Source organism: Microbacterium sp. NPDC059771 (genome assembly GCF_042732495.1).
GTDB lineage: Bacteria > Actinomycetota > Actinomycetes > Actinomycetales > Microbacteriaceae > Microbacterium > Microbacterium sufflavum.
Genome location: NZ_JBHWHK010000001.1, coordinates 196,058 through 220,874, shown reverse-complemented (window position 1 = coordinate 220,874; position 24,817 = coordinate 196,058). Strand labels below are relative to the sequence as shown.

Annotated in this window: 24 protein-coding genes; 12 read left to right on the top strand and 12 right to left on the bottom strand. The window is 72.0% G+C overall.

Going from position 1 to position 24,817, the window contains the following annotated elements; translation table 11 throughout:
- Window positions 1–45: 45 nt before the first annotated feature.
- On the bottom strand, window positions 46–768 hold the full coding sequence (locus tag ACFV3I_RS01065; RefSeq protein WP_240745299.1) for a FadR/GntR family transcriptional regulator: 723 nt from the start codon (window positions 766–768) through the stop codon (window positions 46–48).
- Between the two features lie 128 nt (window positions 769–896).
- Here ACFV3I_RS01065 and ACFV3I_RS01060 point away from each other — a divergent pair, with 128 nt between their 5' ends.
- The 10 genes from ACFV3I_RS01060 to msrA all read left to right on the top strand — a co-directional run bounded on the left by ACFV3I_RS01060 (window position 897) and on the right by msrA (window position 11,020).
- On the top strand, window positions 897–2,495 hold the full coding sequence (locus tag ACFV3I_RS01060) for an ABC transporter substrate-binding protein (RefSeq protein ID WP_206252239.1): 1,599 nt from the start codon (window positions 897–899) through the stop codon (window positions 2,493–2,495).
- 78 nt (window positions 2,496–2,573) lie between these two features.
- Window positions 2,574–3,530: an ABC transporter permease gene (locus ACFV3I_RS01055; protein ID WP_136031948.1), complete on the top strand. Its 957-nt coding sequence runs from the start codon at window positions 2,574–2,576 to the stop codon at window positions 3,528–3,530.
- A gap of 1 nt (window position 3,531) precedes the next feature.
- Complete coding sequence (locus ACFV3I_RS01050) at window positions 3,532–5,583, top strand: dipeptide/oligopeptide/nickel ABC transporter permease/ATP-binding protein (protein WP_378822177.1); 2,052 nt, start codon at window positions 3,532–3,534, stop codon at window positions 5,581–5,583.
- Window positions 5,580–6,380 (top strand): ABC transporter ATP-binding protein, encoded by an 801-nt coding sequence (locus ACFV3I_RS01045; RefSeq protein ID WP_136035577.1) that lies wholly within the window; start codon window positions 5,580–5,582, stop codon window positions 6,378–6,380. Before ACFV3I_RS01050 ends, ACFV3I_RS01045 begins: the two co-directional genes overlap by 4 nt.
- 18 nt (window positions 6,381–6,398) lie before the next feature.
- Window positions 6,399–7,343, top strand: coding sequence for a dihydrodipicolinate synthase family protein (locus ACFV3I_RS01040; protein WP_136035578.1), 945 nt, complete (start codon window positions 6,399–6,401; stop codon window positions 7,341–7,343).
- Window positions 7,343–8,275 carry an ROK family protein gene (locus ACFV3I_RS01035; protein WP_378822176.1) on the top strand — a complete coding sequence of 311 codons (933 nt, stop codon included), beginning with the start codon at window positions 7,343–7,345 and terminating at the stop codon, window positions 8,273–8,275. The genes ACFV3I_RS01040 and ACFV3I_RS01035 overlap by 1 nt, the downstream gene beginning before the upstream one ends.
- A complete protein-coding gene (locus tag ACFV3I_RS01030) occupies window positions 8,272–8,958 on the top strand; it encodes an N-acetylmannosamine-6-phosphate 2-epimerase (RefSeq protein WP_247637972.1) in 687 nt (228 codons plus the stop codon). The genes ACFV3I_RS01035 and ACFV3I_RS01030 overlap by 4 nt, the downstream gene beginning before the upstream one ends.
- A complete protein-coding gene (locus tag ACFV3I_RS01025; protein ID WP_378822175.1) occupies window positions 8,955–9,875 on the top strand; it encodes a DUF4862 family protein in 921 nt (306 codons plus the stop codon). Before ACFV3I_RS01030 ends, ACFV3I_RS01025 begins: the two co-directional genes overlap by 4 nt.
- A 108-nt stretch (window positions 9,876–9,983) precedes the next feature.
- A complete protein-coding gene (gene msrB / locus ACFV3I_RS01020; protein WP_136028559.1) occupies window positions 9,984–10,478 on the top strand; it encodes a peptide-methionine (R)-S-oxide reductase MsrB in 495 nt (164 codons plus the stop codon).
- Complete coding sequence (gene msrA / locus ACFV3I_RS01015; protein ID WP_136028560.1) at window positions 10,475–11,020, top strand: peptide-methionine (S)-S-oxide reductase MsrA; 546 nt, start codon at window positions 10,475–10,477, stop codon at window positions 11,018–11,020. The genes msrB and msrA overlap by 4 nt, the downstream gene beginning before the upstream one ends.
- Window positions 11,021–11,026: 6 nt before the next feature.
- Here msrA and ACFV3I_RS01010 read toward each other — a convergent pair whose 3' ends face one another.
- The 11 genes from ACFV3I_RS01010 to ACFV3I_RS00960 form a co-directional block, all read right to left on the bottom strand.
- Window positions 11,027–11,827, bottom strand: coding sequence for an alpha/beta fold hydrolase (locus ACFV3I_RS01010; RefSeq protein WP_136028561.1), 801 nt, complete (start codon window positions 11,825–11,827; stop codon window positions 11,027–11,029).
- A 146-nt stretch (window positions 11,828–11,973) separates the two neighbouring features.
- Window positions 11,974–13,443, bottom strand: a complete 1,470-nt coding sequence (locus ACFV3I_RS01005) for a catalase (RefSeq protein ID WP_136028562.1) — start codon at window positions 13,441–13,443, stop codon at window positions 11,974–11,976.
- A gap of 67 nt (window positions 13,444–13,510) precedes the next feature.
- Window positions 13,511–13,930 (bottom strand): Fur family transcriptional regulator, encoded by a 420-nt coding sequence (locus ACFV3I_RS01000; RefSeq protein ID WP_378822174.1) that lies wholly within the window; start codon window positions 13,928–13,930, stop codon window positions 13,511–13,513.
- Window positions 13,931–14,009: 79 nt separating this feature from the next.
- On the bottom strand, window positions 14,010–16,040 hold the full coding sequence (locus tag ACFV3I_RS00995; RefSeq protein WP_378822173.1) for a hypothetical protein: 2,031 nt from the start codon (window positions 16,038–16,040) through the stop codon (window positions 14,010–14,012).
- A gap of 4 nt (window positions 16,041–16,044) precedes the next feature.
- On the bottom strand, window positions 16,045–17,031 hold the full coding sequence (locus ACFV3I_RS00990; RefSeq protein WP_378822172.1) for a glycoside hydrolase family 130 protein: 987 nt from the start codon (window positions 17,029–17,031) through the stop codon (window positions 16,045–16,047).
- A gap of 15 nt (window positions 17,032–17,046) precedes the next feature.
- Window positions 17,047–17,889, bottom strand: a complete 843-nt coding sequence (locus ACFV3I_RS00985; RefSeq protein WP_136028565.1) for a carbohydrate ABC transporter permease — start codon at window positions 17,887–17,889, stop codon at window positions 17,047–17,049.
- Window positions 17,886–18,785 (bottom strand): carbohydrate ABC transporter permease, encoded by a 900-nt coding sequence (locus tag ACFV3I_RS00980; protein ID WP_136028566.1) that lies wholly within the window; start codon window positions 18,783–18,785, stop codon window positions 17,886–17,888. The genes ACFV3I_RS00985 and ACFV3I_RS00980 overlap by 4 nt, the downstream gene beginning before the upstream one ends.
- Window position 18,786: 1 nt before the next feature.
- A complete protein-coding gene (locus ACFV3I_RS00975) occupies window positions 18,787–20,052 on the bottom strand; it encodes a sugar ABC transporter substrate-binding protein (RefSeq protein ID WP_136035998.1) in 1,266 nt (421 codons plus the stop codon).
- A 36-nt stretch (window positions 20,053–20,088) separates the two neighbouring features.
- Window positions 20,089–21,081, bottom strand: a complete 993-nt coding sequence (locus ACFV3I_RS00970; protein ID WP_136028568.1) for a LacI family DNA-binding transcriptional regulator — start codon at window positions 21,079–21,081, stop codon at window positions 20,089–20,091.
- Window positions 21,082–21,189: 108 nt separating this feature from the next.
- Window positions 21,190–22,107, bottom strand: a complete 918-nt coding sequence (locus ACFV3I_RS00965; RefSeq protein WP_136035996.1) for a DnaJ domain-containing protein — start codon at window positions 22,105–22,107, stop codon at window positions 21,190–21,192.
- A gap of 67 nt (window positions 22,108–22,174) precedes the next feature.
- Complete coding sequence (locus tag ACFV3I_RS00960; protein WP_378822171.1) at window positions 22,175–22,828, bottom strand: IMPACT family protein; 654 nt, start codon at window positions 22,826–22,828, stop codon at window positions 22,175–22,177.
- Between the two features lie 80 nt (window positions 22,829–22,908).
- Between ACFV3I_RS00960 and ACFV3I_RS00955 the strand changes: the two genes are divergently transcribed.
- Window positions 22,909–24,174, top strand: coding sequence for a sensor histidine kinase (locus tag ACFV3I_RS00955; protein ID WP_378822170.1), 1,266 nt, complete (start codon window positions 22,909–22,911; stop codon window positions 24,172–24,174).
- Window positions 24,171–24,794, top strand: a complete 624-nt coding sequence (locus tag ACFV3I_RS00950) for a response regulator transcription factor (protein ID WP_136028572.1) — start codon at window positions 24,171–24,173, stop codon at window positions 24,792–24,794. The genes ACFV3I_RS00955 and ACFV3I_RS00950 overlap by 4 nt, the downstream gene beginning before the upstream one ends.
- Window positions 24,795–24,817 lie beyond the last annotated feature (23 nt).

Here is a 24,817-nt window from a genome sequence, read left to right as displayed (position 1 = left end):
GTCCTCTTTCCGGTGGGGGGAAGGTCAGACTACCGACTCCCTGGGTCAGGCTCGTGCGTCCTCCGCGGTGGCGAGCACGCGCTGCAACGGCTGGTAGTGCTCGATCACGGCCCGGCGGTACCGCTCCACGTCGCCGGCGCGTGCCGCGTCGAGCATGTCGCCGTGCGCCTGGGCGGTCTGAGTGATGTCGTCGGGCTGGGCGATGCCGAGCTGCGGGAGCACCGCGGTGTGCACGTCCCAGAATGCGCCGACGAGCTGTCCGACCAGGCGGTTGTCGATCGCGCCGAACAGCCGCGTGTGGAAGGCCCTGTCCTCTTCGAGGAAGTACTCGCCGCGCCCGGCCTTGTCGACCATGTCGGCCACGAGCTCGTCCAGCTCCGGATCCTCCTGTGCCTGGGCGGCCTCGACCACGCGCTCGGCCATCGACAGGTCGAGGGCGAGGCGCACCTCCACCACCTCGCGCAGCGCCTGCAGCGACCCCTCGGGCGAGAGCACGCCGCGGAACACGAGCGCCTCCACCATCGGGTCGAGCGACATCGGGCCGACGTAGGTGCCGTGGCCGTGGCGGACGTCGACGATGTCGAGGGTGGAGAGCGTGCGGATGGCCTCGCGGACGGAGGAGCGCGACACGTCGAGCTCCTCGCACAGCTCGGCCTCGGTGGGCAGCGGGTCGCCGGGGGTGAGCCCGCGCGTGAGGATGAGCTGCTTGATCTGGTCGGCCGTCGTGGCACGGCGCATGCGCGATGCCCTCCCCGTGGTGGACTTCATGGGGCCCCTCTCGTGCCTGACAGAAAACGCTCCGATCATCTCACTCTTGTGATCTGATCGAACGTGTGTTTAGAGTACATCAGACATCAGATGTCCTCAAGATGTCCCCCCTTCACCCTGGAGCACACATGAACCGACACATCACCCGCCGCCGCGCGGGTCGATTCGCGATGGCGGTCGCCGGCACGGTCGCCGCGTCCCTCGCCCTCGCCGGCTGCGGCGGCGGCGCCGCCAGCACGCCGGACGAGAGCCCCGCCGCGAGCGAGGTCGACCCCGACGGCATCATCGAGGCCGGCATCTCCTACACGCTCAACGGCAGCTTCGACCCGATGGTCGCGTCCGGCGCCGTCACGGTCTCCGCCAACTGGCACATCTTCGAGGGCCTCGTCGACCTCGACCCGGTCACGCAGGAGGCCGCCCCCGCGCTCGCCGCCGACTTCCCGACCAAGGTCGACGACACCACCTACGAGATCGACCTCCGCGAGGGCGCCACGTTCCAGAACGGCGACCCGGTCACCGCCGACGACGTGGTCTTCAGCTACGAGCGCGTGCTCGACCCGGCCAACAACTCGCTGTTCCGCTCGTTCGTCGACTTCATCGACACCGTCACCGCCGTCGACGAGGACACCGTCCGCATCACCACCGACTACCCGTTCTCGCTGATCGACGACCGCCTCGGCGTCGTCAAGATCGTGCCGAAGGCCGTGGTCGAGGCCGACCCCGAGGACTTCGGTGCCCACCCGATCGGATCCGGCCCGTACTCCCTGGTCTCCGCGGTGCCCGAGGACAAGCTCGTCTTCGAGCGCTACGACGACTACAACGGCCCGCGCCCCGCGCTCGCCGCCGGCATGAACTGGAACCTGCTCGCCGACGCCTCCGCCCGCGTCACCGCGATGTCGACCGGCACCGTGCAGGCCATCGAGGACGTGCCCTACATCGACGCCGACGCGCTCGCCGCCTCCGCCGACGTGGAGAGCGTGCAGTCGTTCGGCCTGCTGTTCATGATGTTCAACACGAAGGCCGCGCCCTTCGACGACGTGCGCGTGCGCCAGGCGCTGCACTACGCGCTCGACATGGACAAGATCATCGAGACCGGCATGCTCGGCAACGCCACCCCCGCCACCTCGTTCCTGCCCGAGGACTACCCGAACTACCACGAGGCGTCCACCGTCTACACCTACGACCCCGACAAGGCGAAGGAGCTGCTCGACGAGGCCGGGGTCTCCGACCTCGCCATCACGCTCCGCATGACCGACACCGGCTGGGTCAAGGAGGTCGCCCCGCTCATCAAGGAGTCGCTCGACGCGATCGGCATCGACACCACGCTCGACATCAGCCAGTCCGCGTCGATGTACGAGAAGATCGACTCCGGCGACTACACCGTCGCCATCGCCCCCGGTGACCCGTCGGTGTTCGGCGTCGACCCCGACCTGCTCATGAACTGGTGGTACGGCGAGAACGTCTGGACCCAGACGCGCACCGCCTGGGCCGACTCGCCCGAGTACGCCGAGCTGCGCACGCTCCTCGACACCGCCGTGACCCAGGAGGGCGACGAGCAGCAGAAGACCTGGGACCAGGCGTTCGACCTGATCTCCGACCAGGCCGTGCTGTACCCGCTGTTCCACCGCAAGCTGCCCACCGCCTGGAGCAGCCAGGAGCTCGTCGGCTTCCAGCCCGTCCCCACCACCGGCCTGTCGTTCCTCGACGTCGGCGTGGCGGCGAAGTAGCCCCGGCCCCACCCCGCGGGGGCGCGCTCGCCCGAAGAGCGCGTCCCCGCCACCACCCCCACCCGGAAGGAGCGGCACGTGTCCAACACGCTCCGCCTCATCGGCCGGCGACTGCTGCAGCTGCCGCTGATGATCCTCGGCATCACGTTCCTGGTCTTCTTCGTGATGTCGTTCTCGCCCGTCGACCCGGCGCGCACCGCGCTCGGCGAGACCGCGTCCCCCGAAGCCCTCGAGGCCTACCGCGAAGAGCACGGACTGAACCTTCCGCTGTTCGTGCGCTACGTGAACTTCCTGTTCGGCCTCGTGCAGGGCGACCTCGGCACCTACTCCGCCCGCAGCCTGCCCGTGATCGACGAGGTGGCCCGCGCGTTCCCCGTGACCCTGGCGCTGACCTTCCTCGGCCTGCTCATCGCCGTGATCGTGGCGTTCGCGATCGGTGTGCTCGCCGCCGTCTACCGCGACCGCTGGCCCGACCAGGTCATCCGCGTGTTCGGCGTCGCCGCCCTCTCCACGCCCTCGTTCTGGCTCGCGATCCTGCTCATCCAGCTCTTCACGCTCGGGCTCGGACTGCTGCCGGCGTCCGGCCCCCTGCCCGACTTCTGGACCGATCCGTCGGGCTGGCTCGCCCGCATGACGCTCCCCGCCGTCGCCCTCGCCGTCCCCGTGATCGGCCAGCTCTCGCGCGTCGTGCGCACCTCGATGGTCGAGGAGCTCGACCGCGACTACGTGCGCACCGCGCTCGGCGCCGGGATCCCCCGCGTGATCGTGGTCGGCCGCAACGTGCTGCGCAACGCCCTCATCACCCCCGTCACCGTGCTCGGCCTGCGCATCGGCTACCTGCTCGGCGGGGCCGTGGTGATCGAGATCATCTTCGCGATCCCCGGCATGGGAACGCTGATCCTCAACGGCGTCACCAACAACGAACCCAACCTCGTGCAGGGAGTGACGCTCGCGGTCGCCCTCGCGTTCGTCGTGATCAACATCATCGTCGACCTCCTGTACGTGCTCATCAATCCTCGAATCCGGGCGGTGTGACATGCGACGCAGACTCACGGAACGACTCTCCGTCCCCGGCCTCCGCTGGGGCCGCCTCTCCCTCGGCTCGATCATCTGCCTGACGGTGCTCGCGCTCATCGCGCTGGCCGCCGTCCTGGCCCCGCTGATCTCGCCCTACGACCCGCTGGCCTCGGGCACCCCCGTGCAGCCGCCGAGCCCCGAGCACTGGTTCGGCACCGACCGTCAGGGCCGCGACATCTTCTCGCGCCTGGTCTACGGCGCCCGCTACTCGCTCGTGATCGGCCTGGGCGCGACCCTCGTGGCCCTCGCCGTCGCCTGTGTGCTCGGCACGATCGCCGCGACCGCGCCCAAGTGGATCTCCGAGACGCTGATGCGCGTCATGGACGTCATCATGTCGTTCCCCGGCATCGCGCTCGCCGCCGTGTTCGTGGCCGTGTTCGGCAAGTCCCTCCCGGTGCTGGTCCTCACGATCGCGTTCCTCTATGTGCCCCAGCTGACCCGCATCGTGCGCGCCAACATCCTCGACCAGTACGGCGAGGACTACGTCTCCGCCGTGCGAGTGATGGGAGCGGGCACCCCGCGCATCATCGTGCGGCACGTCGCCCGCAACGCGATGGCCCCCGTGCTCGTGTTCGCCACGGTGCTCGTCGCCGACGCGATCGTGTTCGAGGCATCGCTGTCGTTCCTCCAGGCCGGGGTGCCCGACCCCGAGCCGTCCTGGGGCAACGTGATCGCCGCCGGCCGCAACCTCCTCATGAGCGGTGCGTGGTGGGCGACCTTCTTCCCCGGCATCCTCATCATGATCACGGTCCTGTGCCTCAACATCCTGTCCGAGGGCATGACCGACGCGATGGTGTCGCCGCGCGCCCGCAAGGTCACCGCGGACGCCGCGAACACCGAGGAGTCGACGCAGGAGCTGGAGGCCGCGGCCGCCCCCGACGACACGCACGTGATCCCCACCGTCGACACGTCCGTGAACCTGTCCGTGCCCAGCGGCGTGCCCGACGTGCTCGTGCCCACCGCCGAGGCCGTGCCGCTCGCCGCGCGCCTGGCCGCGCTGCGCGCCCGCGAGCTCGACCGCACCGACCGCCTCGTCTACGCGGGCGACCAGGCCCCGCTGCTCGAGGTGCAGGACCTGTGCATCTCCTTCCCGCGCCACGGCGACGTGAACGTGGTCGACCACGTCAGCTTCACCGTGCGCCCCGGCGAGACGATGTCGCTCGTGGGCGAGTCGGGCTGCGGCAAGTCCATCACCTCGCTCGCGATCATGGGCCTGCTCGACCCGAAGGCCGACATCCGCGGACGCATCCTGTTCGACGGCAAGGACCTGCTGCAGATGTCCCCGAGGGAGCGCAACGCCCTCCGCGGACACGACATCGCGATGGTCTACCAGGACGCACTGAGCTCGCTGAACCCGGCGATGCTGATCCGCTCGCAGATGAAGCAGCTGACCTCGCGCGGCGGCACCCGCACCGCCGAGGAGCTGCTGGAGCTGGTCGGGCTCGACCCGCAGCGCACCCTCGCCTCGTACCCGCACGAGCTGTCGGGCGGTCAGCGGCAGCGCGTGCTGATCGCCATGGCCCTCACGCGCGACCCGCGCCTGGTGATCGCCGACGAGCCCACCACGGCCCTCGACGTGACCGTGCAGGCGCAGGTCGTGGAACTGCTGATGCGGCTGCAGCGCGAGCTCGGCTTCGCGCTCGTGTTCGTGTCGCACGACCTCGCCCTGGTCGCGGAGCTGTCGCACCGCATCACCGTCATGTACGCGGGGCAGGTGGTCGAGCAGGGCACCACGCGCGAGGTGCTCACGCAGCCGGTGCACGAGTACACGCAGGGCCTCCTGGGGGCCGTGCTGTCGATCGAGGCCGGATCCGACCGGCTGCACCAGGTGTCGGGCGTCGTGCCGTCGCCACGCGACTTCCCCGCGGGCGACCGCTTCGCGCCGCGCTCGTCCGACCCCGCCCGGTACGCGGGTGTGGAGCCCGTGCGGCGGCACATCGAGGGCACAGAGCACTACTACTCCGCGCATCCCGACGATGCGCCCGTCGAGGCGATCGGAGCAGGACGATGAGCGACCCGGTCATCCAGCTGCAGGACGTGCACGTCCGCTACAAGACCCGGGCGTCGTCGCTGTTCCGGCCCCGCTACGTCGACGCGCTCGACGGCGTCTCCCTCACGGTGCGCCGCGGCCAGACCCTCGGCATCGTGGGCGAGTCCGGATCGGGCAAGTCGACCTCGGCCAAGGTGCTGATCGGACTCGAGAAGCCCACCAGCGGGCAGGTCGTGTTCGACGGCGAGCCCGTGCGCTCGTTCACCCCCGCCGTGCGCAAACGCCTCGGACGCATCCTCTCGGTGGTGTTCCAAGACCCCGCGACCGCGCTGAACGCCCGCATGACGGTGCGCGACGCGCTGCTCGACCCGCTGCAGGTCCACCGCCTCGGCACCGCCGCGACCCGGTCGCGGAAGGTGCGCGACCTGGTCGGGCTCGTCGGGCTCCCCGCCTCCGCGCTCGACGCCCTGCCCAGTCAGCTCTCGGGCGGGCAGCGGCAGCGCGTCGCGATCGCCCGCGCGCTGGTGCTCGACCCGCAGGTGATCGTCGCGGACGAGCCCACCTCCGCGCTCGACGTGTCGGTGCGCGCGCAGATCCTGAACCTGCTCACCGATCTGAAGGAGCAGCTCGGCCTCGGCATGGTCTTCATCTCCCACGACATCCAGACCGTGCGCTACCTCTCCGACGAGATCGCCGTGATGAACAGGGGGAAGGTCGTCGAGTTCGGCGACGCGGCCCGCGTGTTCGACGATCCCGCCGATCCCTACACCAGAACGCTGCTGGGCGCCGCGCCCTCGCTCCTCGAACCCCACCACTGAAACGACCGGAACACACACATGTCCTCTGCTTCCCCCGCCCCTTCGTTCTCCGGCGTCGTCCCTCCCGTCGCCACCCCGCTCCTCCCGGACGGCACGATCGACCACGCCTCCCTCACCCGGCTCGTCGAACGGCTGATCGACGAGGGCGTCTCCGGCCTCTTCGCGCTCGGCTCGACCGGGGAGACCGCGTACTTCACCGACGACCAGCGCGTCGAGCTGCTGCGCACGATCGTCGCCGCGAACGCCGGCCGGGTGCCGGTGATCGCGGGCGCCATCGAGCTGACCGCCCCGCGCATCATCGAGACCGCCCGCCGCCTGGTCGAGGCGGGTGCGCAGGCCATCGTCACCACCGCCCCGCTGTACACGCTCAACTCGGCCGCCGAGGTCGCCGACCACTTCCGCACCATCGCCGCCGCGATCGACGCCCCGCTGTGGGCCTATGACGTACCCGTCCGGGTGCACACGAAGCTCGGGGTCGACCTGCTCGTGCAGCTGGGCACCGAGGGCGTGATCCAGGGTGTGAAGGACTCCTCGGGCGACGACGTGTCGTTCCGCCGCCTGGTCGCCGCGAACGAGGCGGCCGGCCGCCCGCTGCAGCTGCTCACCGGGCACGAGGTCGTGGTCGACGCGATGGCCCTGGTCGGCGCGGCCGGCGTGGTCCCGGGCCTCGCGAACGTCGAGGCTGCGGGCTACGTGCGCCTGTGGAACGCCGCGCAGCAGGGCGACTGGACGGCCGCCCGCGCCGAGCAGGAGCGCATCAACCGCCTGTTCGACATCGTGTTCCAGCCGCGGGGCCTCTCCGGCGACGCGACCGGGGTCGGCGCGTTCAAGGCGGCCATGCACGCCCGCGGCATCATCGACCACGCGACCATGGCCGACACGGTGCAGGCGCTCGACGCCGACGCGGTCGCCGGCATCCGCGCCATCCTCGACGAGCTCGGGCTGCTCCCGGTCGCGGTGTGATGGGCGAGGTCGTCCTCGCCGTCGACATCGGCGGCACCAAGACGGCCGCGGCGGTCGCCGACCGTTCGGACGTGCTGCTGCGCACCGAGGTGGCCCCCACGCCCGCCGCCGAGGGGCCGGCCGCGGTCGTCGCGACCGTGGCCGCGCTGGCCGAGCGGCTGCTCCCCGATGGCACGACGCTCGCGGGTGTCGGCATCGGCACGGCCGGGGTCGTCGACGCGTCGACGGGCACCATCGTGTCGGCCACCGACACGTTCGCCGACTGGCCGGGCACCCCGCTCGCCGCCCTCGTGCGCGCGGCCCTCGGTCCGCGGCTGCAGCCCGACGCCGTGGTCGCCGTGCAGAACGACGTCGACGCCCATGCCGCCGGGGAGCACCGCCACGGCGCGGCGTCCGGGGCCGCGAGCGCCCTGATCGTCGCGGTCGGCACGGGCGTCGGCGCCGGGCTGATCCTCGACGGCCGCGCGGCGCGCGGCGCCCATCACGTGGCGGGCGAGATCGCGCACCTCCCGACACCCGGGGCCGAGCATCTGCGCTGCCCCTGCGGTCGCCGCGGTCACCTGGAGGCGATCGGCTCCGGCATCGGCATGCACCGGCACTTCCTGTCGCTCGGTGGCGACCCCACGATCCGCGACGCCCGCGGTGTCGCGACCGCGGCCGCCGCCGGAGACCCCGTGGCCCGGCGCGCGCTCGAGGAGTCCGCGGCCGCCGTGGGCCGTGCGCTCGCGGGTGCCGCCACGATCCTCGACCCGGAGCGCTTCGTCGTCACCGGGGGCGTGCCGAACATCGGCGAGGCGTGGTGGGGTCCGATGCGCGCCGCGTACCGCACCGAGGCCATCGACGCGCTGCAGTCCACCCCGATCCTGCCGGGTGCGCTCGGCGATGACGCACCGCTGCGGGGAGCCGCCGCATCGGCCTGGAGGAACTCATGAGATTCACCGACACCATCGACCGGCTGCGCGGCGGCCTGATCGTCTCGTGCCAGGCCTACCCCGGCGAGGCCATGCGCGACCCGCGCACCATGGCGCAGGTCGCCGCGGCCGCCCTCGCCGGCGGTGCTGCGGGCATCCGGGTGCAGGGCATCGACGACATCCGCGCGGTCGCCGACCTCCCGGTGCCGGTCGTCGGCCTGTGGAAGGACGGCGAGTCCGACGTCTTCATCACCCCGACCCTGGCGCACGCGCAGGCCGTGGCGGATGCCGGGGCCGACATCGTCGCGATCGACGGCACCCGTCGCCCGCGGCCGGACGGCCTCACGCTCGCGCAGACGATCGCCGGGCTCCGCGCCCACACCGACGCGCTGATCATGGCCGACTGCGGCTCGCTCGACGACGCGGTCGCCGCGGAGGAGGCGGGGGCGGACCTGCTCGGCACCACGCTCTCCGGGTACACGGGCGAGCGGCCGAAGACCGACGGGCCCGACCTGGAGCTGATCGAGCTGATCGCCGGGCGCTGCACCCGTCCGATCGTGGCGGAGGGCCGCGTGCACCGCCCGGAGCACGCCGCCGCGGCCCTCCGCGCCGGTGCCGCCTCCGTGTGCGTGGGCACCGCGATCACGCACCCGTCCACCCTCACGTCGTGGTTCGTCGACGGCATCGCGGAGGCCAGGGCGTGACCGCACCGCTGCTCGTCAGCGCCTACCCGCTCTCGCCCGCTCACGCCCAGTGGGATCCGGCGCTGGAGGCCGAGCTGCTGCCGGCGCTCTGCGCCCTTCCCGGGGTCGCGGGGCTCGAGGTGCCGTGGATGGGCGGCCTCCACCCGCACGACGACGACTGGTTCCTCGCGCACGTGCCCGGGGTGCCGCTCGCGGTCACGCCCGTGCCGTTCGTGATGCGCCGCGTGGGGGAGGACCCCCGCTACGGTCTCGCGTCGCCCGACGCCGAGGGCCGTGCGGCCGCGGTCGCCGATCTGCGCCGGGTGGCCGCCGACGTCGTCCGGCTCCGCGACGAGAGCGCCGCCGACGTGGCGGTGGTCACGCTGCACACCGCGCCGCGCGCGACCGGAGACGCCGCCGCCCTCGCCCGGTCGCTCGACGAGGTGACCGCGCTCGACTGGTCCGGCGCCGTCCTGGCGATCGAGCACTGCGACGCGCACGTGCCGGACCGGACGCCCGAGAAGGGGTTCCTGCCCCTCGCGGACGAGATCGCCGCGATCCGCCTCGCCGACGTCCCGGTGGGGCTGTGGCTGAACTGGGGGCGCTCCGCGATCGAGCTCCGCGATGCCGACGCGGTCACCGCGCAGATCGCCGACGCCGCGGCGTCCGGCCTGCTGACCGGGCTCGCCCTCTCCGGCGCCGCCCCCGTGGAGAGCCCCTACGGCTACCCGTGGATCGACGCGCACCTCCCGATCGCGGAGACCCACCCCGCGTCGCGCTCTCTGCTCGACCGCGCCCACGTCGCGGCGGCCCTCACCGCCGCCGGCGACGTCGCGTGGCTCGGCCTGAAGGTCGCGCGACGCCCCGACGACCGCACGGTCGCCGACATCCTCCGCACCGCCTCCGCGAACCTGGACCTCGTGCGCGCCTCCGCCTGAGCCGTCGAAAACTCACAGCCCGCTCCCAGCCCCGCGGGACCAAAACGGGGACGGTACGGGTTCTCCTCTATGACGCCGCAGCCAGCGGCGCCGGACAAGGAGCCACTCATGTCGAACGACTACGGCAAGACCCCCGAGGCGGTCAGCGCCCTGACGAACCTGCAGTACGAGGTGACGCAGCAGGACGCCACCGAGCCGCCCTTCCGCAACGCCTACTGGAACACCCACGACGACGGCATCTACGTCGACGTGGTCTCCGGGCAGCCGCTGTTCTCGTCCCGCGACAAGTACGACAGCGGCACCGGCTGGCCGAGCTTCACGCGCCCGATCGACGCCGAGGCCGTGACCACCAAGACCGACCGCACGCTGTGGATGACCCGCACCGAGGCCCGCTCGACCGGAGCCGACAGCCACCTGGGTCACGTGTTCGACGACGGACCGGCGGCCGAGGGCGGCCTGCGCTACTGCATGAACTCCGCGGCCCTGCGCTTCATCCCGGCTGACAGGCTGGAGGAGGAGGGGTACGGTCGCTACAGCCGCCTCTTCGCCGCGGACCCCACCACGACACCCGACACCCCCGACACCGCTGAGGAGCAGTCATGACCGACACCGGAACCATCACCCGCACCCCCGGGACCGAGACCGCCGTGCTGGCGGGCGGCTGCTTCTGGGGCATGGAAGACCTGATCCGCCGCCAGCCCGGGGTGCTCGACACCCGCGTGGGCTACACCGGTGGCGAGAACGACCACGCCACCTACCGCAACCACCCCGGTCACGCGGAGGCGGTCGAGATCGTGTTCGACCCGACCCAGACGACCTACCGCGACATCCTCGCGTTCTTCTTCCAGATCCACGACCCGTCGACGCTGAACCGTCAGGGCAACGACATCGGGTCGAGCTACCGCTCCGCGATCTTCCCGCTCACTCCCGAGCAGGAGCAGGTCGCGCGCGACACGATCGCCGACGTCGACGCCTCCGGGCTGTGGCCGGCGAAGGCCGTCACCACCATCGAGCCCGCCGGGCCGTTCTGGCAGGCCGAGGAGGAGCACCAGGACTACCTGATCAAGTACCCGAACGGCTACACGTGCCACTTCCCGCGCGCGGGCTGGGTGCTGCCGAAGCGTGAGGACGCCACCGCGAGCTGACCGCGGTCAGCCCTCGGCGAAGAAGGCGAGCGCGGCTTCCTTGAAGTCGCGCGAGCCCGGCGCGTTGAAGTGATGCCGGTTCGGGATCTCCACGAACCGGCCGTCGGGGGCCGCGGCCGCCAGTGCCCGCGAGCCCTCGATGATCGCGTCTTTCGACCCGGTCGCGAACAGGATCGGCCGGGTCGGGGCGTCGGCCGGGTCGGGGTCGATCGTGCCGGAGCCGCGCAGCCCCTCCGCCAGCGCGACCAGGGCCCGCAGGTCGTTGCCGGGCACGCGCTCGGTCAGGGCGATGTAGTTCTGGGTGGTGCGGTCGGTCACCGGCGTGCCGTCGGCGAGATACGCCCGCACCTCGTCCAGGTCGAGCCGGGCCAGGGGGATGCCGTCGGGAACCCCTCCGAGCACCGCCCGGCCGATCCGGTGCGGGAGCTCCCGCACGACCTCCCAGCCGACGCGCGCACCCAGCGAGTAGCCCAGGTAGAAGGCGTCGTCGACGAGGTAGGTGTCCATCACCGTCTCCACGTCGGTCGCCAGGGCGCGGATCGCGTAGGCGTCGGCCTCGTGCGGCTTGTCGCTCTGGCCGTGCCCCCGCTGGTCCAGAGCCAGCACGCGGTAGCCGGCCGCGGTGAGCTCGCGCACCCAGCCCGTGAGCACCCAGTTGTCGCGCGCGCTCGACGCGAAGCCGTGCACCGCCACCACGACCGGGGCATCGAGCTCACCCCACGTGTAGGTCGCCAGCCGGGTGCCATCGGGGGCGTACACGTGCTGGGGAGCGGGCATCGCGGTCAGGTCGGAGAGGGGAACGGCCACCCCTCCATCCTGCTCCCTCTCGCGCGGCAGCGGCCGCACCGACGACGAACCCCCTCCTGCGGGCACGGTGCAGAAGGGGGCGTTCGTCGGGGTCCCCGCCGGCGGCGCCCCTCCCCGGATGACGGAGGGAGGGGCGCCGACCCGGGTCAGACCCGGTCGCGGAGCGCGGCGCCGAGCTCGGCGTCCACGTTCGTCCAGTACTGGAAGAAGCGCTCGCGGATCGCGTCGATCGTGATCGAACGGCCCTGGCCGGTCAGCGTCTCCAGGAAGCGGGCGCGCTGCTCCCCGTCGAACACCTCGCGGTAGAGCGTGCCGGCCTGGCCGAAGTCGTCGTCCTCGGCGTGCAGGGTCGCCGCGGAGCGGGTCAGCTCGCCGTCGGCCGCCCAGTTCGCCTCGACACCCTTCGCCGGGTCGGCCTCGGGGCCGCCGGCGGGGCCGAACGAGTTCGGCTGGTAGGTGCGGTGCGCGGCGTCGTTGTACTGGTACCGCATCGAGCCCTCGTGCTGGTAGTTGCGCACCTCGGCGGCGTGCGGCTGGTTGACCGGCAGCTGGTTGTAGTTCGCACCGATGCGGTGACGCTGCGCGTCCGGGTACGCGAAGATGCGGCCCATCAGCATCTTGTCGGGGGAGATGCCCGTGCCGGGCACCTGGTTGCCGGGCGCGAAGCCCGCCTGCTCGATCTGCGCGAAGAAGTTCTCCGGGTTGCGATTCAGGGTCAGCGTGCCGACCTTGATGCGCGGGTAGTCCTTCTTGGAGATCGTCTTGGTCAGGTCGAACGGGTTGAAGCGGTAGTCCTTCGCCTCGTCGTACGGCATGATCTGCACGTACAGGTCCCACTTCGGGAAGTCACCCTGGGCGATCGACTGGAACAGGTCGCGGCGGTAGTGGTCGGCGTCGGTGCCGGCGAGCTTCTCTGCCTCCTCCGGGCTCATCGCCTCGACACCCTGGTGCGCCAGGAAGTGGTACTTCACCCAGAACAGCTCGCCCGCGGCGTTCACCCACGAGTAGGTGTGCGAGCCGTAGCCGTTCATGTGGCGCCAGCTGCGGGGGAGCCCGCGGTCGCCCATGAGGTACGTGACCTGGTGGGCGGACTCGGGCGAGAGCGTCCAGAAGTCCCACTGCATGTCGGCGTCGCGCAGACCGGAGTCGCCCAGGCGCTTCTGCGAGTGGATGAAGTCGGGGAACTTGATGGCGTCGCGCAGGAAGAACGTGGGGGTGTTGTTGCCGACGATGTCGAGGTTGCCCTCGGTCGTGTAGAACCGCAGCGAGAAGCCGCGCACGTCGCGCCAGGTGTCGGGGGAGCCCTGCTCACCGGCGACGGAGGAGAAGCGGATCAGCGTCTCGGACGTGGCACCGGGCTGGAACACCGCGGCCCTGGTGTACTGCGACACATCCTCCGTGACGACGAACTCGCCGAACGCGCCACCGCCCTTGGCGTGCGGGTTGCGCTCCGGCACCCGCTCGCGGTTGAACGAGGCGATCTTCTCGACCAGGTGCTGATCGTGCAGCACGGTGGGGCCGTCGGCACCGACCGTGAGGGAGTGGGTGTCGCTCGCGATGGGCGTACCCGTCTGGGTCGTGGTGGCCGGACGGTTCGACCCGGTGGGGTTCGACATGGTGTTCTCCTTCTGCGCGCGGGCACGCCGAACAGCGCCGTCGGGGGACGGGCGGTCGGAGGCGGGCCTACGCGGCGTTCTGGCAGCTGGGGCACAGGCCCCAGAAGGTGACTTCGGCTGTCTGGACGGTGAATCCCCCCGTGGAGGAGGGGGTGAGGCACGGCGCCTCGCCGACGACGCAGTCCACGTCGCCGATCGCACCGCAGGAGGTGCACACGACGTGGTGGTGGTTGTCGCCGATGCGCCGTTCGTAGAGCGCCGCGGATCCTGCCGGTTCGATCCGGCGGATGAGCCCCGCCGTCGTCAGGTCCGCGAGGATGTTGTGCACCGACTGGATCGACGTGGTCGGCAGCGACTCGGAGACCGCGCGGTAGACGCGCTCCGCATCCGTGTGGGCCATGGAGCCGAGAGCCTCGAGAACGGCGACGCGGCCCGCGGTCGCACGCAGCCCGGCGCCTCTCAGCGCCGAGTCGAGTTCTGTCTCCATGCCCCCGACTCTACACGTTCTTTTGAGTGACTCAAAAAGAGCATGCCGGCATGGCGAGTCGCCCCGGCGGCCGCGGGCCTCAGCGCCGCGTCACCGTGAAGCCCCGCCCCCGCACGCGCACGCGGCCGCCCGGGGTGCCGTTCCCGCGCGGTGCTCCGCTCTCGTCGTAGGCCGTGCCCGCTCCGGGTGCCAGGGGTGCCACGCGCTGCTGCTCCGCGGTCGCGTTGGCGTACAGCACCGCCGCGCCGCCCGTGGTCGCGTACACCGCCGTGGTCACGCGGGGTTGCACCACCAGCGCGTCCAGGCGCAGGTCGCCGCGGCTGGTGCAGCGCACGGTCACGGGGCCGTCCGGGAGTCCGCCGCCGAGCAGCTGCGGCACGAGCATGCCGTCCGCCTCCGTGAGTCCGCGGTCGCCCGTGCCCCCGGCCGCGGTCTCGGTGCTCCACAGCCGCCGTCCGCCGCGCCGCGCCTCCCACACCGCGGTCCCGGCGTCCGCGGCCTGCCGCCACACGAGCCCGTGCAGCACCCCGCCGGGCTCGGTGAGGTCGAACTCGACCCACTCGCCCTCGGGCACCCGCACGAACGCGCCGCCCGCGAGGTTGCCCTCGCCGGTCCACGCGCCGTCCGCGGGACGCTCGACCGTGCACCCGGGCGAGAGCCGTGCGGCCTCGGCGTCGAGCGCCCGCAGTCCCGCGAACGACGACAGCCCCGTGATCGAGGTCGCCAGCCGCGCCACGTCGGGGTTCGCGTCGAGCAGCTGCATCGTGAGCAGGCCGTGGATCGTCGACTCCGCGCCCGAGTTGCGGTTCACGCGGCCGTCGGTCTCGACGCCGTCGAAGGTCACGCCGGTCGCGGGGTCGTACACCGGCACGCCCGCGGTGTTGGCGCCGAAGAACCATCCCGCCGCGAGCCCCGCGATCACCCGCAGTCCCTCGCCGCCCGCGCTCGCCGCCTGCAGCGCCCCGGCCACGCGGCCGTGTGCGCCGTAGGCGATCTGCGCCTCGGCGGGCAGCGGCGCCCACGCGTTGTGCGGTCCGCCCGAGGTCAGCACCTGCGGCGTGAAGCGGGCCGCGTCCGCCACGGCCGCGGCGGAGAGGTCGGGGCGTCGCAGCACGCCGCCCGCCCTGGCCAGCGCCTCGGGAGCCGCCGCGCCCCACGCGTGCCAGAACCCCAGCGAGCCCGTCCACGGCAGCACGGCCCCGAACGGCCAGCCCTGCTCGGGGTCGGTCGCCATGGCCGCCACGCCCTCGGCGTACGTCTGCAGGGCCGTGCGGCTGCGGTCGTCTCCGGCCTCCGCGGCGGCGGCGAGCCCGAGCATCGCCTCCGCGGTGGCGTCGGCGCCGCCCGCGATGAGCCACGCCGGCAGGTCGCGTCCGTCGCTGCGGACCCACTGCCCTGCACGGCCGAGCGACTCGCGCGCCAGCGCGTCCAGGCACAGGTGCAGCCGCGCTCGCAGGAACTCCGCGAAGGCGGGATCCTCCGTGCGGAACGCGGTGTATCCCTCTCCGAAGGCCCACACGGTGCGGGCCAGCCAGTACGACTCCGCCGAGTCCGAGGGGTCGGGCAGCTCCACCGGGATCGCGCTCGGCGTGAGTGTGCCGTCCTCCTGCTGCCACAGCACCACGCGTCCGGCGTTCGGCCCCGACACGGTCTGGAGGAACGCGAGGGAGCGGAGCACGTCGCGGGCGTCGTCGCGGCTCTGCGGGTCGCCCGTGGCGCGCCAGTCCCGCAGGAACACCACCGCGGCGCGGGCGATGTCGTCGGCGTTGTACGCGCCCTGCGACCAGTAGCCGGTGGCGGCGTCGCGCGTGCCGCCGCCGACGGGACGGTAGCCGCCCGCGCCGTCGGTGTCGGCGTAGGTCCACGGCGCCCGCACGACGGGGCGCTCCGCGATGCCCTCGGTGGTGTGCGTGTCGCTCGCGGCGACCGGCACGTCGGCCAGCAGGAACCGCAGGTGCGCGAGGTTCGTGAGGCGGCGACCGCGGGCGCTGGCCGGGCGGAGGGCCGATCCGGCCGCGGTGCCCTGGGCCACCGCGGCGTCGACGGGCAGCAGCGCCAGGGCGGACGTGGTCGCGGCGAGCGTCAGGAAGGTGCGGCGCGTGGTCTCCATGGCCTCACTCCTCGCCCTCGGCCTCGCGCAGCGCGCGGCCCCACGGCTCCGCGGGGTCGTGGATCGCGACGGCCAGGGTCGTGTCGGACTGGCCGTAGTACGCGAACCACTTCCCGTGGAACTTCACCAGTCCCTCCACGAAGGTCACGTTCGACACCAGGCCGTGCAGATCCTCGAAGCTCTGCGGGCGCAGCCACGGCTCCTGCATCCGGGCGATGACCTTCGTCGGCTCGTCCGGGTCGATGGCGATCTGCCCGCAGCGGTAGTCGACGTCGACCGTGCCGTCGTCGTGCACCGTGCGTGTGGCGCCGTTGGTGAGCATCACCAGCAGCCCGTTGTCGGTGACCACGGGCGAGGTGCCGATCTCCACCAGCGCCTCGTCCCAGGTGCCGGGCGTGGGCGCGTACATCGGCTCGGTGTCGGGGGTGCCGGGTGTCCAGTGGAGGAGGTCGTCGCTGGTCGCCCAGTAGATGCCGCCCTCGCCGAAGTACATCCACCACTTGCCGTGCATCTTCTGCGGGACGATCACCCCGGCCTTCGACCAGTTGAACCCGCGCGGGTCCATGGTCTTGAAGGTGTCGAAGTCGTCGAACAGCGGGCCGTGCCTGGTCCAGGTGCGCAGATCGGTCGAGGTCGCCAGGCACAGCTGCGCGCTGTGACGGTCCCAGCCGGTGTAGGTGAGGTAGTAGGTGCCGTCGATCAGCGCGATGCGCGGATCCTCGCAGCCGTAGCGCTCGTAGTCCTCGACGGGGGAGAGGATCGGCGCGTCCTCGCGCGTGAACGTGACCCCGTCGCGGGAGCGGGCGAGCCCGATGTGCGACACGATGTCGTCGGCGTGCGCGCGGTACAGCAGCAGCACCTCGTCGCCGTCGACCAGGGCCGCCGGGTTGTAGAGGTTCGCCGACTCCCAGCTGTCGCCGCGCGGACGCAGGATCGGGTTCCCCTCGTAGGGGGTGAACGGACCGAGGGGGAAGGATGCTCCGGTGAACATGGATGCCCTTTCTGGCTAGCCCTTGACGGCCGCGCCGAGGTCGGTGGCCTTGAAGAAGCGCTGGAAGACGATGAACAGGATGACGACGGGGAATGCGAGTGCCGTGGCGCCCGCGAGGATCGCCCCGTTCGGGTTGGCGGTGGACTGCGCGACGTTGGAGATGTAGTTCGCGAGCGACACGGCGAGCGGCTGCAGCGACGCGTCCTTCGTGATGAGGAACGGCCACAGGAACTCGTTCCACGGGCCGATGAAGGTGACCAGCACCACGGTCACCAGCACGGGGCGGATCAGCGGGATCGCGACCGAGGTGAGCAGGCGGATCTCGCCCGCGCCGTCGATGCGCGCGGCCTCGAAGATCTCCGTGGGCAGCGCCCGGAAGAACTGCACGAAGATGAACACCGCGGTCGTGTTGATGAGGAACGGCAGGATCATGCCCAGGTACGAGTCGCCCAGACCGTAGTTGCGCGTGATCTGCACGTACAGCGGGATCATCAGCAGCTGGAACGGCACCATCTGCACGAGCAGCATCAGCACCCAGATCACGCCGCGGCCGCGGAAGTCGAGCCGGGCGATCGCATAGCCGGCGAGCAGCCCGAACACGACCGTGCCCAGCAGCACGCCGAGCGTGAAGATCATCGAGTTGACGAGCGAGCCGACCAGGTCGATGCGCGAGTCGATCGCGACGAAGTTGTCGACCGTCCACCCGCCCGTGGGGATGAGCTGGCTGGGCGAGTTCGTCGGGTTCTCCTGGAACGCGCCGACCAGCATGAAGTAGAACGGGAAGGCGAAGCCGATCGCCGCGATCGTGAGCGCGATCACGCTCAGCACGCGGGGCAGGGTGTTCTTCCGGCGCATCATCGCTCCCTCGTCGCGCGGTTGGCGGCCAGCGACAGCATCCCCACGAGCACCACCAGGATCATGCCGATCGCGGCCGCGGTGTCGGGGTTCTGCTGCTGGATGCCCAGCTGGTAGATGAGCAGCACCGGCGTGGTGGACGCGCCGTCCGGCCCGCCGCCGTTGGTGAGCAGGTACGGCTCGGTGAAGAGGTTCGCCCCGGTGATGATCGAGAGGATCAGCACGAGCGTGGTCGCACTGCGCACGCCGGGGACGGTCACGTTCCAGAACCGCGCGAGGGCGCCGGCGCCGTCGGTCTCCGCCGACTCGTACAGCTCCTTCGGCACGTTCTGCAGCGCCGCCAGGTACAGCAGGATGTAGAAGCCGAGCTGCTTCCAGGTGACGTAGAGCGCGATCATCGGCATGGCCAGCGCACTGTTCACGAGCCACGACGGGTCGGGCGCGAGCGGCCCCAGGATCGTGTTGACGAGCCCGTTGCCCGAGAACAGCAGCATCCACACGCCCACCAGCGAGACGCTCGCGGTGAGGTACGGCACGTAGAAGGCCACGCGGTACGCGGCCACCCAGCGGATGCCGGTGTTCAGGGCGGCTGCGAGCACGAGCGCCAGCACCGCCGTGAGCGGCACGTTGATCACCAGGAACACGAGGGTGTTGCGGAACGCTCCGAGCACGCGCGGGTCGGTGAGCACCGTGACGAAGTTGTCGAAGCCAACGAAGGGCCGGTCGACCTCGGCGCCCGGCGCGGTGAAGAAGTAGTCGTGGAAGGCGATGTAGACCGCGAAACCGAGCGGATACGCGAAGATCGCGATCACGAACACGAGGTACGGCAGCGCGAAGAGGCCGCCGATCGGCTGCGCACCCAGCCACCGGGTGCGCAGCCGTCGGTTGTCGGTGGTCATGTCACTCGGCGACGAGCTCGTCGACCTTCGCGGCGGCGTTCTTCAGGAAGTCGGAGGTCGACTCCTTCGCGAAGATCACCGCGGACGAGTACTCGTCGCGGAACGCCTGCCAGGCCTCCACCGAGTTCGGGATGCTGGGCACGTCGGCCGTGTTCTCCGCCTGCTCCGCGAACGCCACATAGTCCGGGTTGGCGGAGAAGTAGTCGGCGTACGTGTCGGTGAGGTCCGTGCGCATCGGCATCTGGCCGGTCGCCTCGAGCAGCTGGCCGTCGGCCTCCTCGCTCGTGGAGAACTTCAGGAACTCCCACGCGGTCGCCTGGTTCTCGCAGGCGGTGAACATCGACACGCTCTTGGAGTCGGCGAACGTGGTGGGGTTCTCCCGGCCGTCGCTGGTCGGCACGGGCATGAAGCCCACGTCGACCGTCTCGGCGTACGACGGGATGGCCCAGGGGCCGGCGAGCTGCATGGCCGTGGTGCCGGCGGACATCGCGTCGTCGGTCGCCGCCTCGTTCGGCGCGAGCTTCTCCTCGTACACGGTGGCCCAGAAGTCGGCCACGGTCTTGCCGTCGTCCGAGTCGAACGTGGCCTTGCCGTCCTCCACGAGCATGGTGCCGTCGGTCTCGGCGAGGTACAGCGGATAGAAGTCGAACCACGGCTGGTAGAACTCGCTCGTCGGCGCGGGCCAGATGGCGCTCTGCACGCCCGAGTCGACGATGGCGCGCGCCCCCTCCAGGAACGCGTCGTACGTGTTCATCTGCGGGTCCTCGGGGTCGAGCCCGGCGGCCTGGAACAGGGTCTTGTTGTACATGACCATGACCGGGTTCGACTTCCACGGCAGCTGGTAGTACTTGCCGTCCGTGGCGTAGGGCTCGACGTCGCCGCTGCGCTCGGTGATGTAGTCGCTGCCGCCGTCCATCGAGCTGAGGTCGACCAGGCCGCCCTGCTTGACCCAGCCCGACACGGCCGCCGGCGCGACGTTGTAGACCAGGCACGGGGCGGTCCCGGCGGTGATCGCCGCGGTGATGGCCTCCTCCGAGGACGAGCCTGCCGGGATCTCCTGCGCGGTGACCTTCTCGTCGGGGTGCTCCTCGTTCCAGGCGTCGACGACCGCCTGACCCCAGGCGACCTCCTGCTCGTTGTTCGACAGCCAGATGTCGATGGGGCCGGTGCCCTCGGCGGAGCCTTCGCCGCCTCCGCCGCCGGACGAGCATCCGGTGACGACGAGCGCGACGGCGCCCACGAGTGCTGCTGCGCGGATCTTCTTCATGGTGTCCTCCTTGACGCGATGGGTGGTGCGGGGGGCTCAGGAGCCGGTGCTCTCCCGGAAGTGCACGACGTTGCAGTCCACGACCTCGGTGCGCGGTTCGGCGCCGAGGATGCTCTCCTGCAGCAGCCGGGCGGCCGCGCGGCCCCGGGCGGCCGGGTCGGACGACACGCTCGTGAGCGCGGGGGAGAGGTGGGCGGAGAGGTGGTCGTCGTCGAAGCCGGAGATGGCCAGGTCGCGGGGGATCGCGAGACCCTGCGAGCGGGCGAGGGAGAGCCCGGCGATGGCCATGGTGTCGTTCGAGTAGAGGATCGCCGTGGGGCGGTCGGGCAGCGCGAGCAGTTCCTCGGTCACGTCGCGCCCGCTCGCGGCGGTGAAGTCGCCCTCGCGCAGCAGCTCGTCGGAGCCCGCGGCCTCGGTGTAGGCGGCGGCACGGGCGGCCGAGTGCACGTAGTCGAGCGGGCCGGACACGTGGGCGATGCGGGTGTGCCCTGCGGCGCGGAGCCGGTCGAGGATCTCGCGCATCGGTGCGGCGTCGTCGGTGCGCACGCACGAGAACGGGCTGGGCTGGTCGTACGCGCCGACCAGCACGGTGGGCAGCCCGAGCTCGTCGAGGAAGGGCACGCGCCAGTCGTCGGTGCGCAGGTCGAGCAGCAGCGCGCCGTCGGCCCGGCCGCGGGCGAGCATGCGGTACGCGCGCTCCTCGGCCTCGCGACCCTGCACCACCTGGAGCACGAGCGCGGTCTCGGTCTCGGCGAGCACCGACTCGACCCCGGCGATGAACGCGGGGAAGAACGAGTCGTTCGCGATGACCTCGGGGTCGCGCGCGAGGACGACGGCGATCGCGTTGGCGCGGCGCGTGGCGAGGGCTCTGGCGCTCTGGCTCGGAGCCCAGTCGAGCTTGCGGGCCGCGGCGAGCACCTTCGCCCTGGTCTCCTCGGAGATGGGGCGGTTGCCGCTGAGCGCGTGCGACACGGTGGCCTTGGTGACGCCGGCCTCGCGGGCGACGTCGGCGATCGTGGTGCGGCCCATGCCGCCTCCTCGCGGGTGTCGGGCTCACTCGGGTGCGTGAACCGGTTTGACGAGTGTAAACCGGTTTGACGAAAGGCGTCAAGAGCGGGATCGCGGACGAGCGGAGGGTCAGACGAACCGGACGGTCTGCTGCAGGCGCGTGCGCACGTCGAACAGCTCGTTGCCGCCGATCGCCCTGGCCCCCGGCACCCCCTGGCGCAGCACCATCGCCAGCGCACTGCGCCGCACCACCACGACCGGAACCCCGCGGGTGCTGCCGAGCGGGGTCACCGCCTGCGCCAGATCGTCGTCCGGCAGCACCACGATCGCGCCGCCGAACCTGACCTTCGCGGCCTTCGCCACCTGACGCATCCGGCCGAGCGCCGCCGTCACCGGAGCCCTGGTGCCCAGGCTCGGGCCGGTGATCTCGCCGCGGCGGAAGCCCACCACCCCGCCGAAGTCCTCCGACATGATGCCGTACAGGCCCGAGGGACTGAGCACCACGTGGTCGAGCTTGTCGTCGGGCGTCTGCCCGGCCGCGACGTCGTGCCACACGGTGAAGCCCATCCCGAGGTCGGACACCGTGCGCGCGGTCGCCTCCTCCGCGAGGGCGTCGGCCAGCATGCGCCGCAGCTCCCGCGGCGCGGCCCGCACGAGAGCCGGCGCGTACGGGTCGGGCACCTCCACCCCGTGGCCCGCCCACTCCCGGATGAGCGTGAGGTAGCGCTCGCGGCGCCAGCCGCCGGGCTGTCCGTACGACCGCGCCCGCGGACGGGTGTCGGTGCGCGCGGTCTGCGGTCTCCAGCCGCTCCACTCGGCGCCGTCGTCGGTCACGCCCGTGCGGCGGTCGTAGGCCGCGCGACCCTCCGCCGTGCCGATCAGCTCCCACGCCCGCTGCACCTGGATGAACACCGCCGCGTCGCCGCCCGTGTCGGGGTGCGTCTGGCGGAGGCGGAGGCGGTAGGCCCGGCGCAGCTCCGCGTCGTCGACGGACGGGTCGACCTCGAGGATCTCGTACGGCGAGGCCGAGAGCGGACTGTCGAACATCGCTCTCCTTCCGCGACCGCGGCGTCCAGGATAGCCGCCGCGCGTATGCGCCCGCCGGGAGTGCCGGTCAGGCGGGCACGTCGACCACGCGCTCGACGCCGGTCTCGAGGCGCACGGCTCCGGCCGACGCGGCGGCGAGGTCGTCGGACAGTCGCGGCAGCTCCTCCGCAGGAACCCACAGCTCCAGGCGCGCGGCCTCTCCGTACTGCGGCGTGCCGAGGGTCGCGCCGTGCTGCTGCGCCCACTCCCGCAGCAGGTTGTCGTAGCGCCCGGCGTCGGCGTGGGGCACCTCGACCGTGGTCTGGGTCAACACCCGTCGGTGCACGAGCGCCGCGCGGTCGAGGGTCTCCGACACCGCGGAGCCGTACGCGCGCACGAGCCCGCCCACCCCGAGCTTCACCCCGCCGAAGTAGCGCGTCACGACCGCGACCACGTCGGTCAGTCCCCGCCGGCGCAGCACCTCCAGCATCGGCACTCCCGCGGTGCCCGACGGCTCGCCGTCGTCGGAGGAGCGGGCCTGATCGCCGCGCAGCCCCGTGACCATGGCCGTGCAGTTGTGGTTCGCGTCCCACGCGCGCTTGCGCACGGCCGCGATCACGGTCTCCGCGTCGGCCACCGAGGCCACGGGCGCGACCAGTGTGAGGAAGCGCGACTTGCGGATCACGAGCTCGTGCTCCACCGGGGCCGCGATCGTCGCGGGGTAGGGGTGGGCGGCGGTCACGGCCTCACGATACCGAGGTCGTCCGCCGCCTCCGTCGAACGATGGACGCACGGGCGGGCCGTCGGGGGAAGAATGTGAGCATGTCGTCGCCAGAGCCCGCACCGCGCCCCGGCACCGGTCGGTGGTCGTGGGCGACACTGGTGGGCTCGATCCGCGTGGGTCAGGCGGTCATCACCGCGGTGCTGCTCGCGGTGGGCGTGGTCAGGGCGGCGATCGACGGCGTGCCGCTGCCGTGGGTGCTCGCCCTCGGACTGGTGTTCCTCGGGTGGTACGGCGGCGGGCTGCTGCTCGGCGAGCGCACGGCCGACCGGCGCCTCGCCACCTGGTGGCTGCTCGGCCTCACCCTCATCTGGCTCGGGGCCGTGGTCGTGTCGCCGGAATTCGTGTGGCTGGCGTTCGCGCTGTGGCTGCTCGCCGGGTTCATCCTGCCGCTGCGGTGGGCGGTGCCCCTCAGCGTGCTCGTGCTCGCGGTGGTGATCCTCGCCCCGGTCGTGCACACCGGAGAGACGACGTACGCCAACGTGATCGGTCCTCTCGTGGGCGGGGTCTTCGCGCTCGGCATCTCCCGGGGCTACCTCGTGCTGGTGCGCGACGGCCGGGAGCGACGGCGGCTGATCGCCTCGCTCGTGGCCACGCAGGAGGAGATGGCCGCGGTGCAGGACGAGCTCGCCCGCATGCAGCGCGAGTCGGGGGCGAGCGCCGAACGCACCAGGGTGTCGCGCGACCTGCACGACACCGTCGCGCAGAGCCTGTCGTCGGTGGGGATGCTGTCACGCGCGGCGCTCGCGGGCGACGACCAGGAACAGCGCACCAGGGCGCTCGAGCAGATCGGTGCGCTCGCAGCCGAGGGGCTGGCCGACGCGCGGCGCATCGTGAACGACCTGATGCCCGCGGAGCTGGAGTCCACCGCGCTCGCCGACGCCCTCGCACGGATGCTCGACCGCCTGTCGGACGAGACCGGCATCGACACGACCCTGCACGCCGACGACGAGCTGCCGCCGCTGGGCATCGACGCCGAGATCGCGCTGCTGCGGACGGCGCAGTCGGCCCTCGCGAACGTCCGCACGCACGCCGGCGCCTCCCGCGTCGTGGTGACCCTGGCGGATGCGGGCGACGCCGTGCGGCTCGACATCGTCGACGACGGGGCGGGTTTCGACGCGTCCGGGTGGGATGCGCGCGGCACGACGGGGGCGGGCGGCGGCTACGGGTTGCGCTCGATGCGGGCGCGGCTGCGGGAGCTCGGCGGAGGCCTCGACGTGGAGAGCGCCCCGGGCGACGGGACGGCCCTCTCGGCGCACGTGCCGCTGCGGACCGCGGGCCCCCGGGAGACGGGAGCGCTGCGGTGACCGCGGTGCGGGTGCTGCTCGTCGACGACCACCCCATCGTCCGCGCGGGGGTGCGGTCGCTGTTCGACCACCGCGACGACGTGGAGGTCGTGGGCGAGGCGGCGTCGGGGGAGGAGGCGGTCGCCCTCGCGCGGCACCTGCACCCCGACGTGGTGCTGTGCGACCTACGGCTGGGCGCGGGCATGGACGGCGTGCAGACCACGGCGGCTTTGCGTGCGCAGGACCCCGCCCCCGCCGTGCTCATCCTGACCACGTTCGACCGCGACGCCGAGATCCTCGGAGCCGTCGAGGCGGGCGCCGCGGGCTACCTGCTGAAGGACATCGCCCCGGACGACATCGTGCGTGCGGTGCGTGCGGCCGCGTCGGGCGGGCTCGTCCTCACGCCGGAGCTCAGCGAGCGCGTCGGCCAGGTGCTGCGGGCACCCCGGGTGCGTCTGACCGACCGGGAGCTCGACGTGCTGCGGCTGCTCGCCACGGGCGCCTCGAACCGCGAGATCGCGAAGACCCTGTTCGTGACGGAGGCCACGGTCAAGACCCACCTCGTGCACGTATTCGAGAAGCTCGGCGCGGACAGTCGCGCCAGGGCCGTGGCGATCGCGCGCGAGACGGGCGTGATCTGAGCCCCGCATCTCCACCGTTCGAT

Bases quoted from the DNA above. Each gene is read 5' to 3' on its own strand.
- ACFV3I_RS01065 (WP_240745299.1), bottom strand. From the start codon at position 768: ATGAAGTCCACCACGGGGAGGGCATCGCGCATGCGCCGTGCCACGACG.
- ACFV3I_RS01060 (WP_206252239.1), top strand. From the start codon at position 897: ATGAACCGACACATCACCCGCCGCCGCGCGGGTCGATTCGCGATGGCG.
- ACFV3I_RS01050 (WP_378822177.1), top strand. From the start codon at position 3,532: ATGCGACGCAGACTCACGGAACGACTCTCCGTCCCCGGCCTCCGCTGG.
- ACFV3I_RS01045 (WP_136035577.1), top strand. From the start codon at position 5,580: ATGAGCGACCCGGTCATCCAGCTGCAGGACGTGCACGTCCGCTACAAG.
- ACFV3I_RS01040 (WP_136035578.1), top strand. From the start codon at position 6,399: ATGTCCTCTGCTTCCCCCGCCCCTTCGTTCTCCGGCGTCGTCCCTCCC.
- ACFV3I_RS01035 (WP_378822176.1), top strand. From the start codon at position 7,343: ATGGGCGAGGTCGTCCTCGCCGTCGACATCGGCGGCACCAAGACGGCC.
- ACFV3I_RS01030 (WP_247637972.1), top strand. From the start codon at position 8,272: ATGAGATTCACCGACACCATCGACCGGCTGCGCGGCGGCCTGATCGTC.
- msrB (WP_136028559.1), top strand. From the start codon at position 9,984: ATGTCGAACGACTACGGCAAGACCCCCGAGGCGGTCAGCGCCCTGACG.
- msrA (WP_136028560.1), top strand. From the start codon at position 10,475: ATGACCGACACCGGAACCATCACCCGCACCCCCGGGACCGAGACCGCC.
- ACFV3I_RS01005 (WP_136028562.1), bottom strand. From the start codon at position 13,443: ATGTCGAACCCCACCGGGTCGAACCGTCCGGCCACCACGACCCAGACG.
- ACFV3I_RS01000 (WP_378822174.1), bottom strand. From the start codon at position 13,930: ATGGAGACAGAACTCGACTCGGCGCTGAGAGGCGCCGGGCTGCGTGCG.
- ACFV3I_RS00995 (WP_378822173.1), bottom strand. From the start codon at position 16,040: ATGGAGACCACGCGCCGCACCTTCCTGACGCTCGCCGCGACCACGTCC.
- ACFV3I_RS00990 (WP_378822172.1), bottom strand. From the start codon at position 17,031: ATGTTCACCGGAGCATCCTTCCCCCTCGGTCCGTTCACCCCCTACGAG.
- ACFV3I_RS00985 (WP_136028565.1), bottom strand. From the start codon at position 17,889: ATGATGCGCCGGAAGAACACCCTGCCCCGCGTGCTGAGCGTGATCGCG.
- ACFV3I_RS00980 (WP_136028566.1), bottom strand. From the start codon at position 18,785: ATGACCACCGACAACCGACGGCTGCGCACCCGGTGGCTGGGTGCGCAG.
- ACFV3I_RS00975 (WP_136035998.1), bottom strand. From the start codon at position 20,052: ATGAAGAAGATCCGCGCAGCAGCACTCGTGGGCGCCGTCGCGCTCGTC.
- ACFV3I_RS00970 (WP_136028568.1), bottom strand. From the start codon at position 21,081: ATGGGCCGCACCACGATCGCCGACGTCGCCCGCGAGGCCGGCGTCACC.
- ACFV3I_RS00965 (WP_136035996.1), bottom strand. From the start codon at position 22,107: ATGTTCGACAGTCCGCTCTCGGCCTCGCCGTACGAGATCCTCGAGGTC.
- ACFV3I_RS00955 (WP_378822170.1), top strand. From the start codon at position 22,909: ATGTCGTCGCCAGAGCCCGCACCGCGCCCCGGCACCGGTCGGTGGTCG.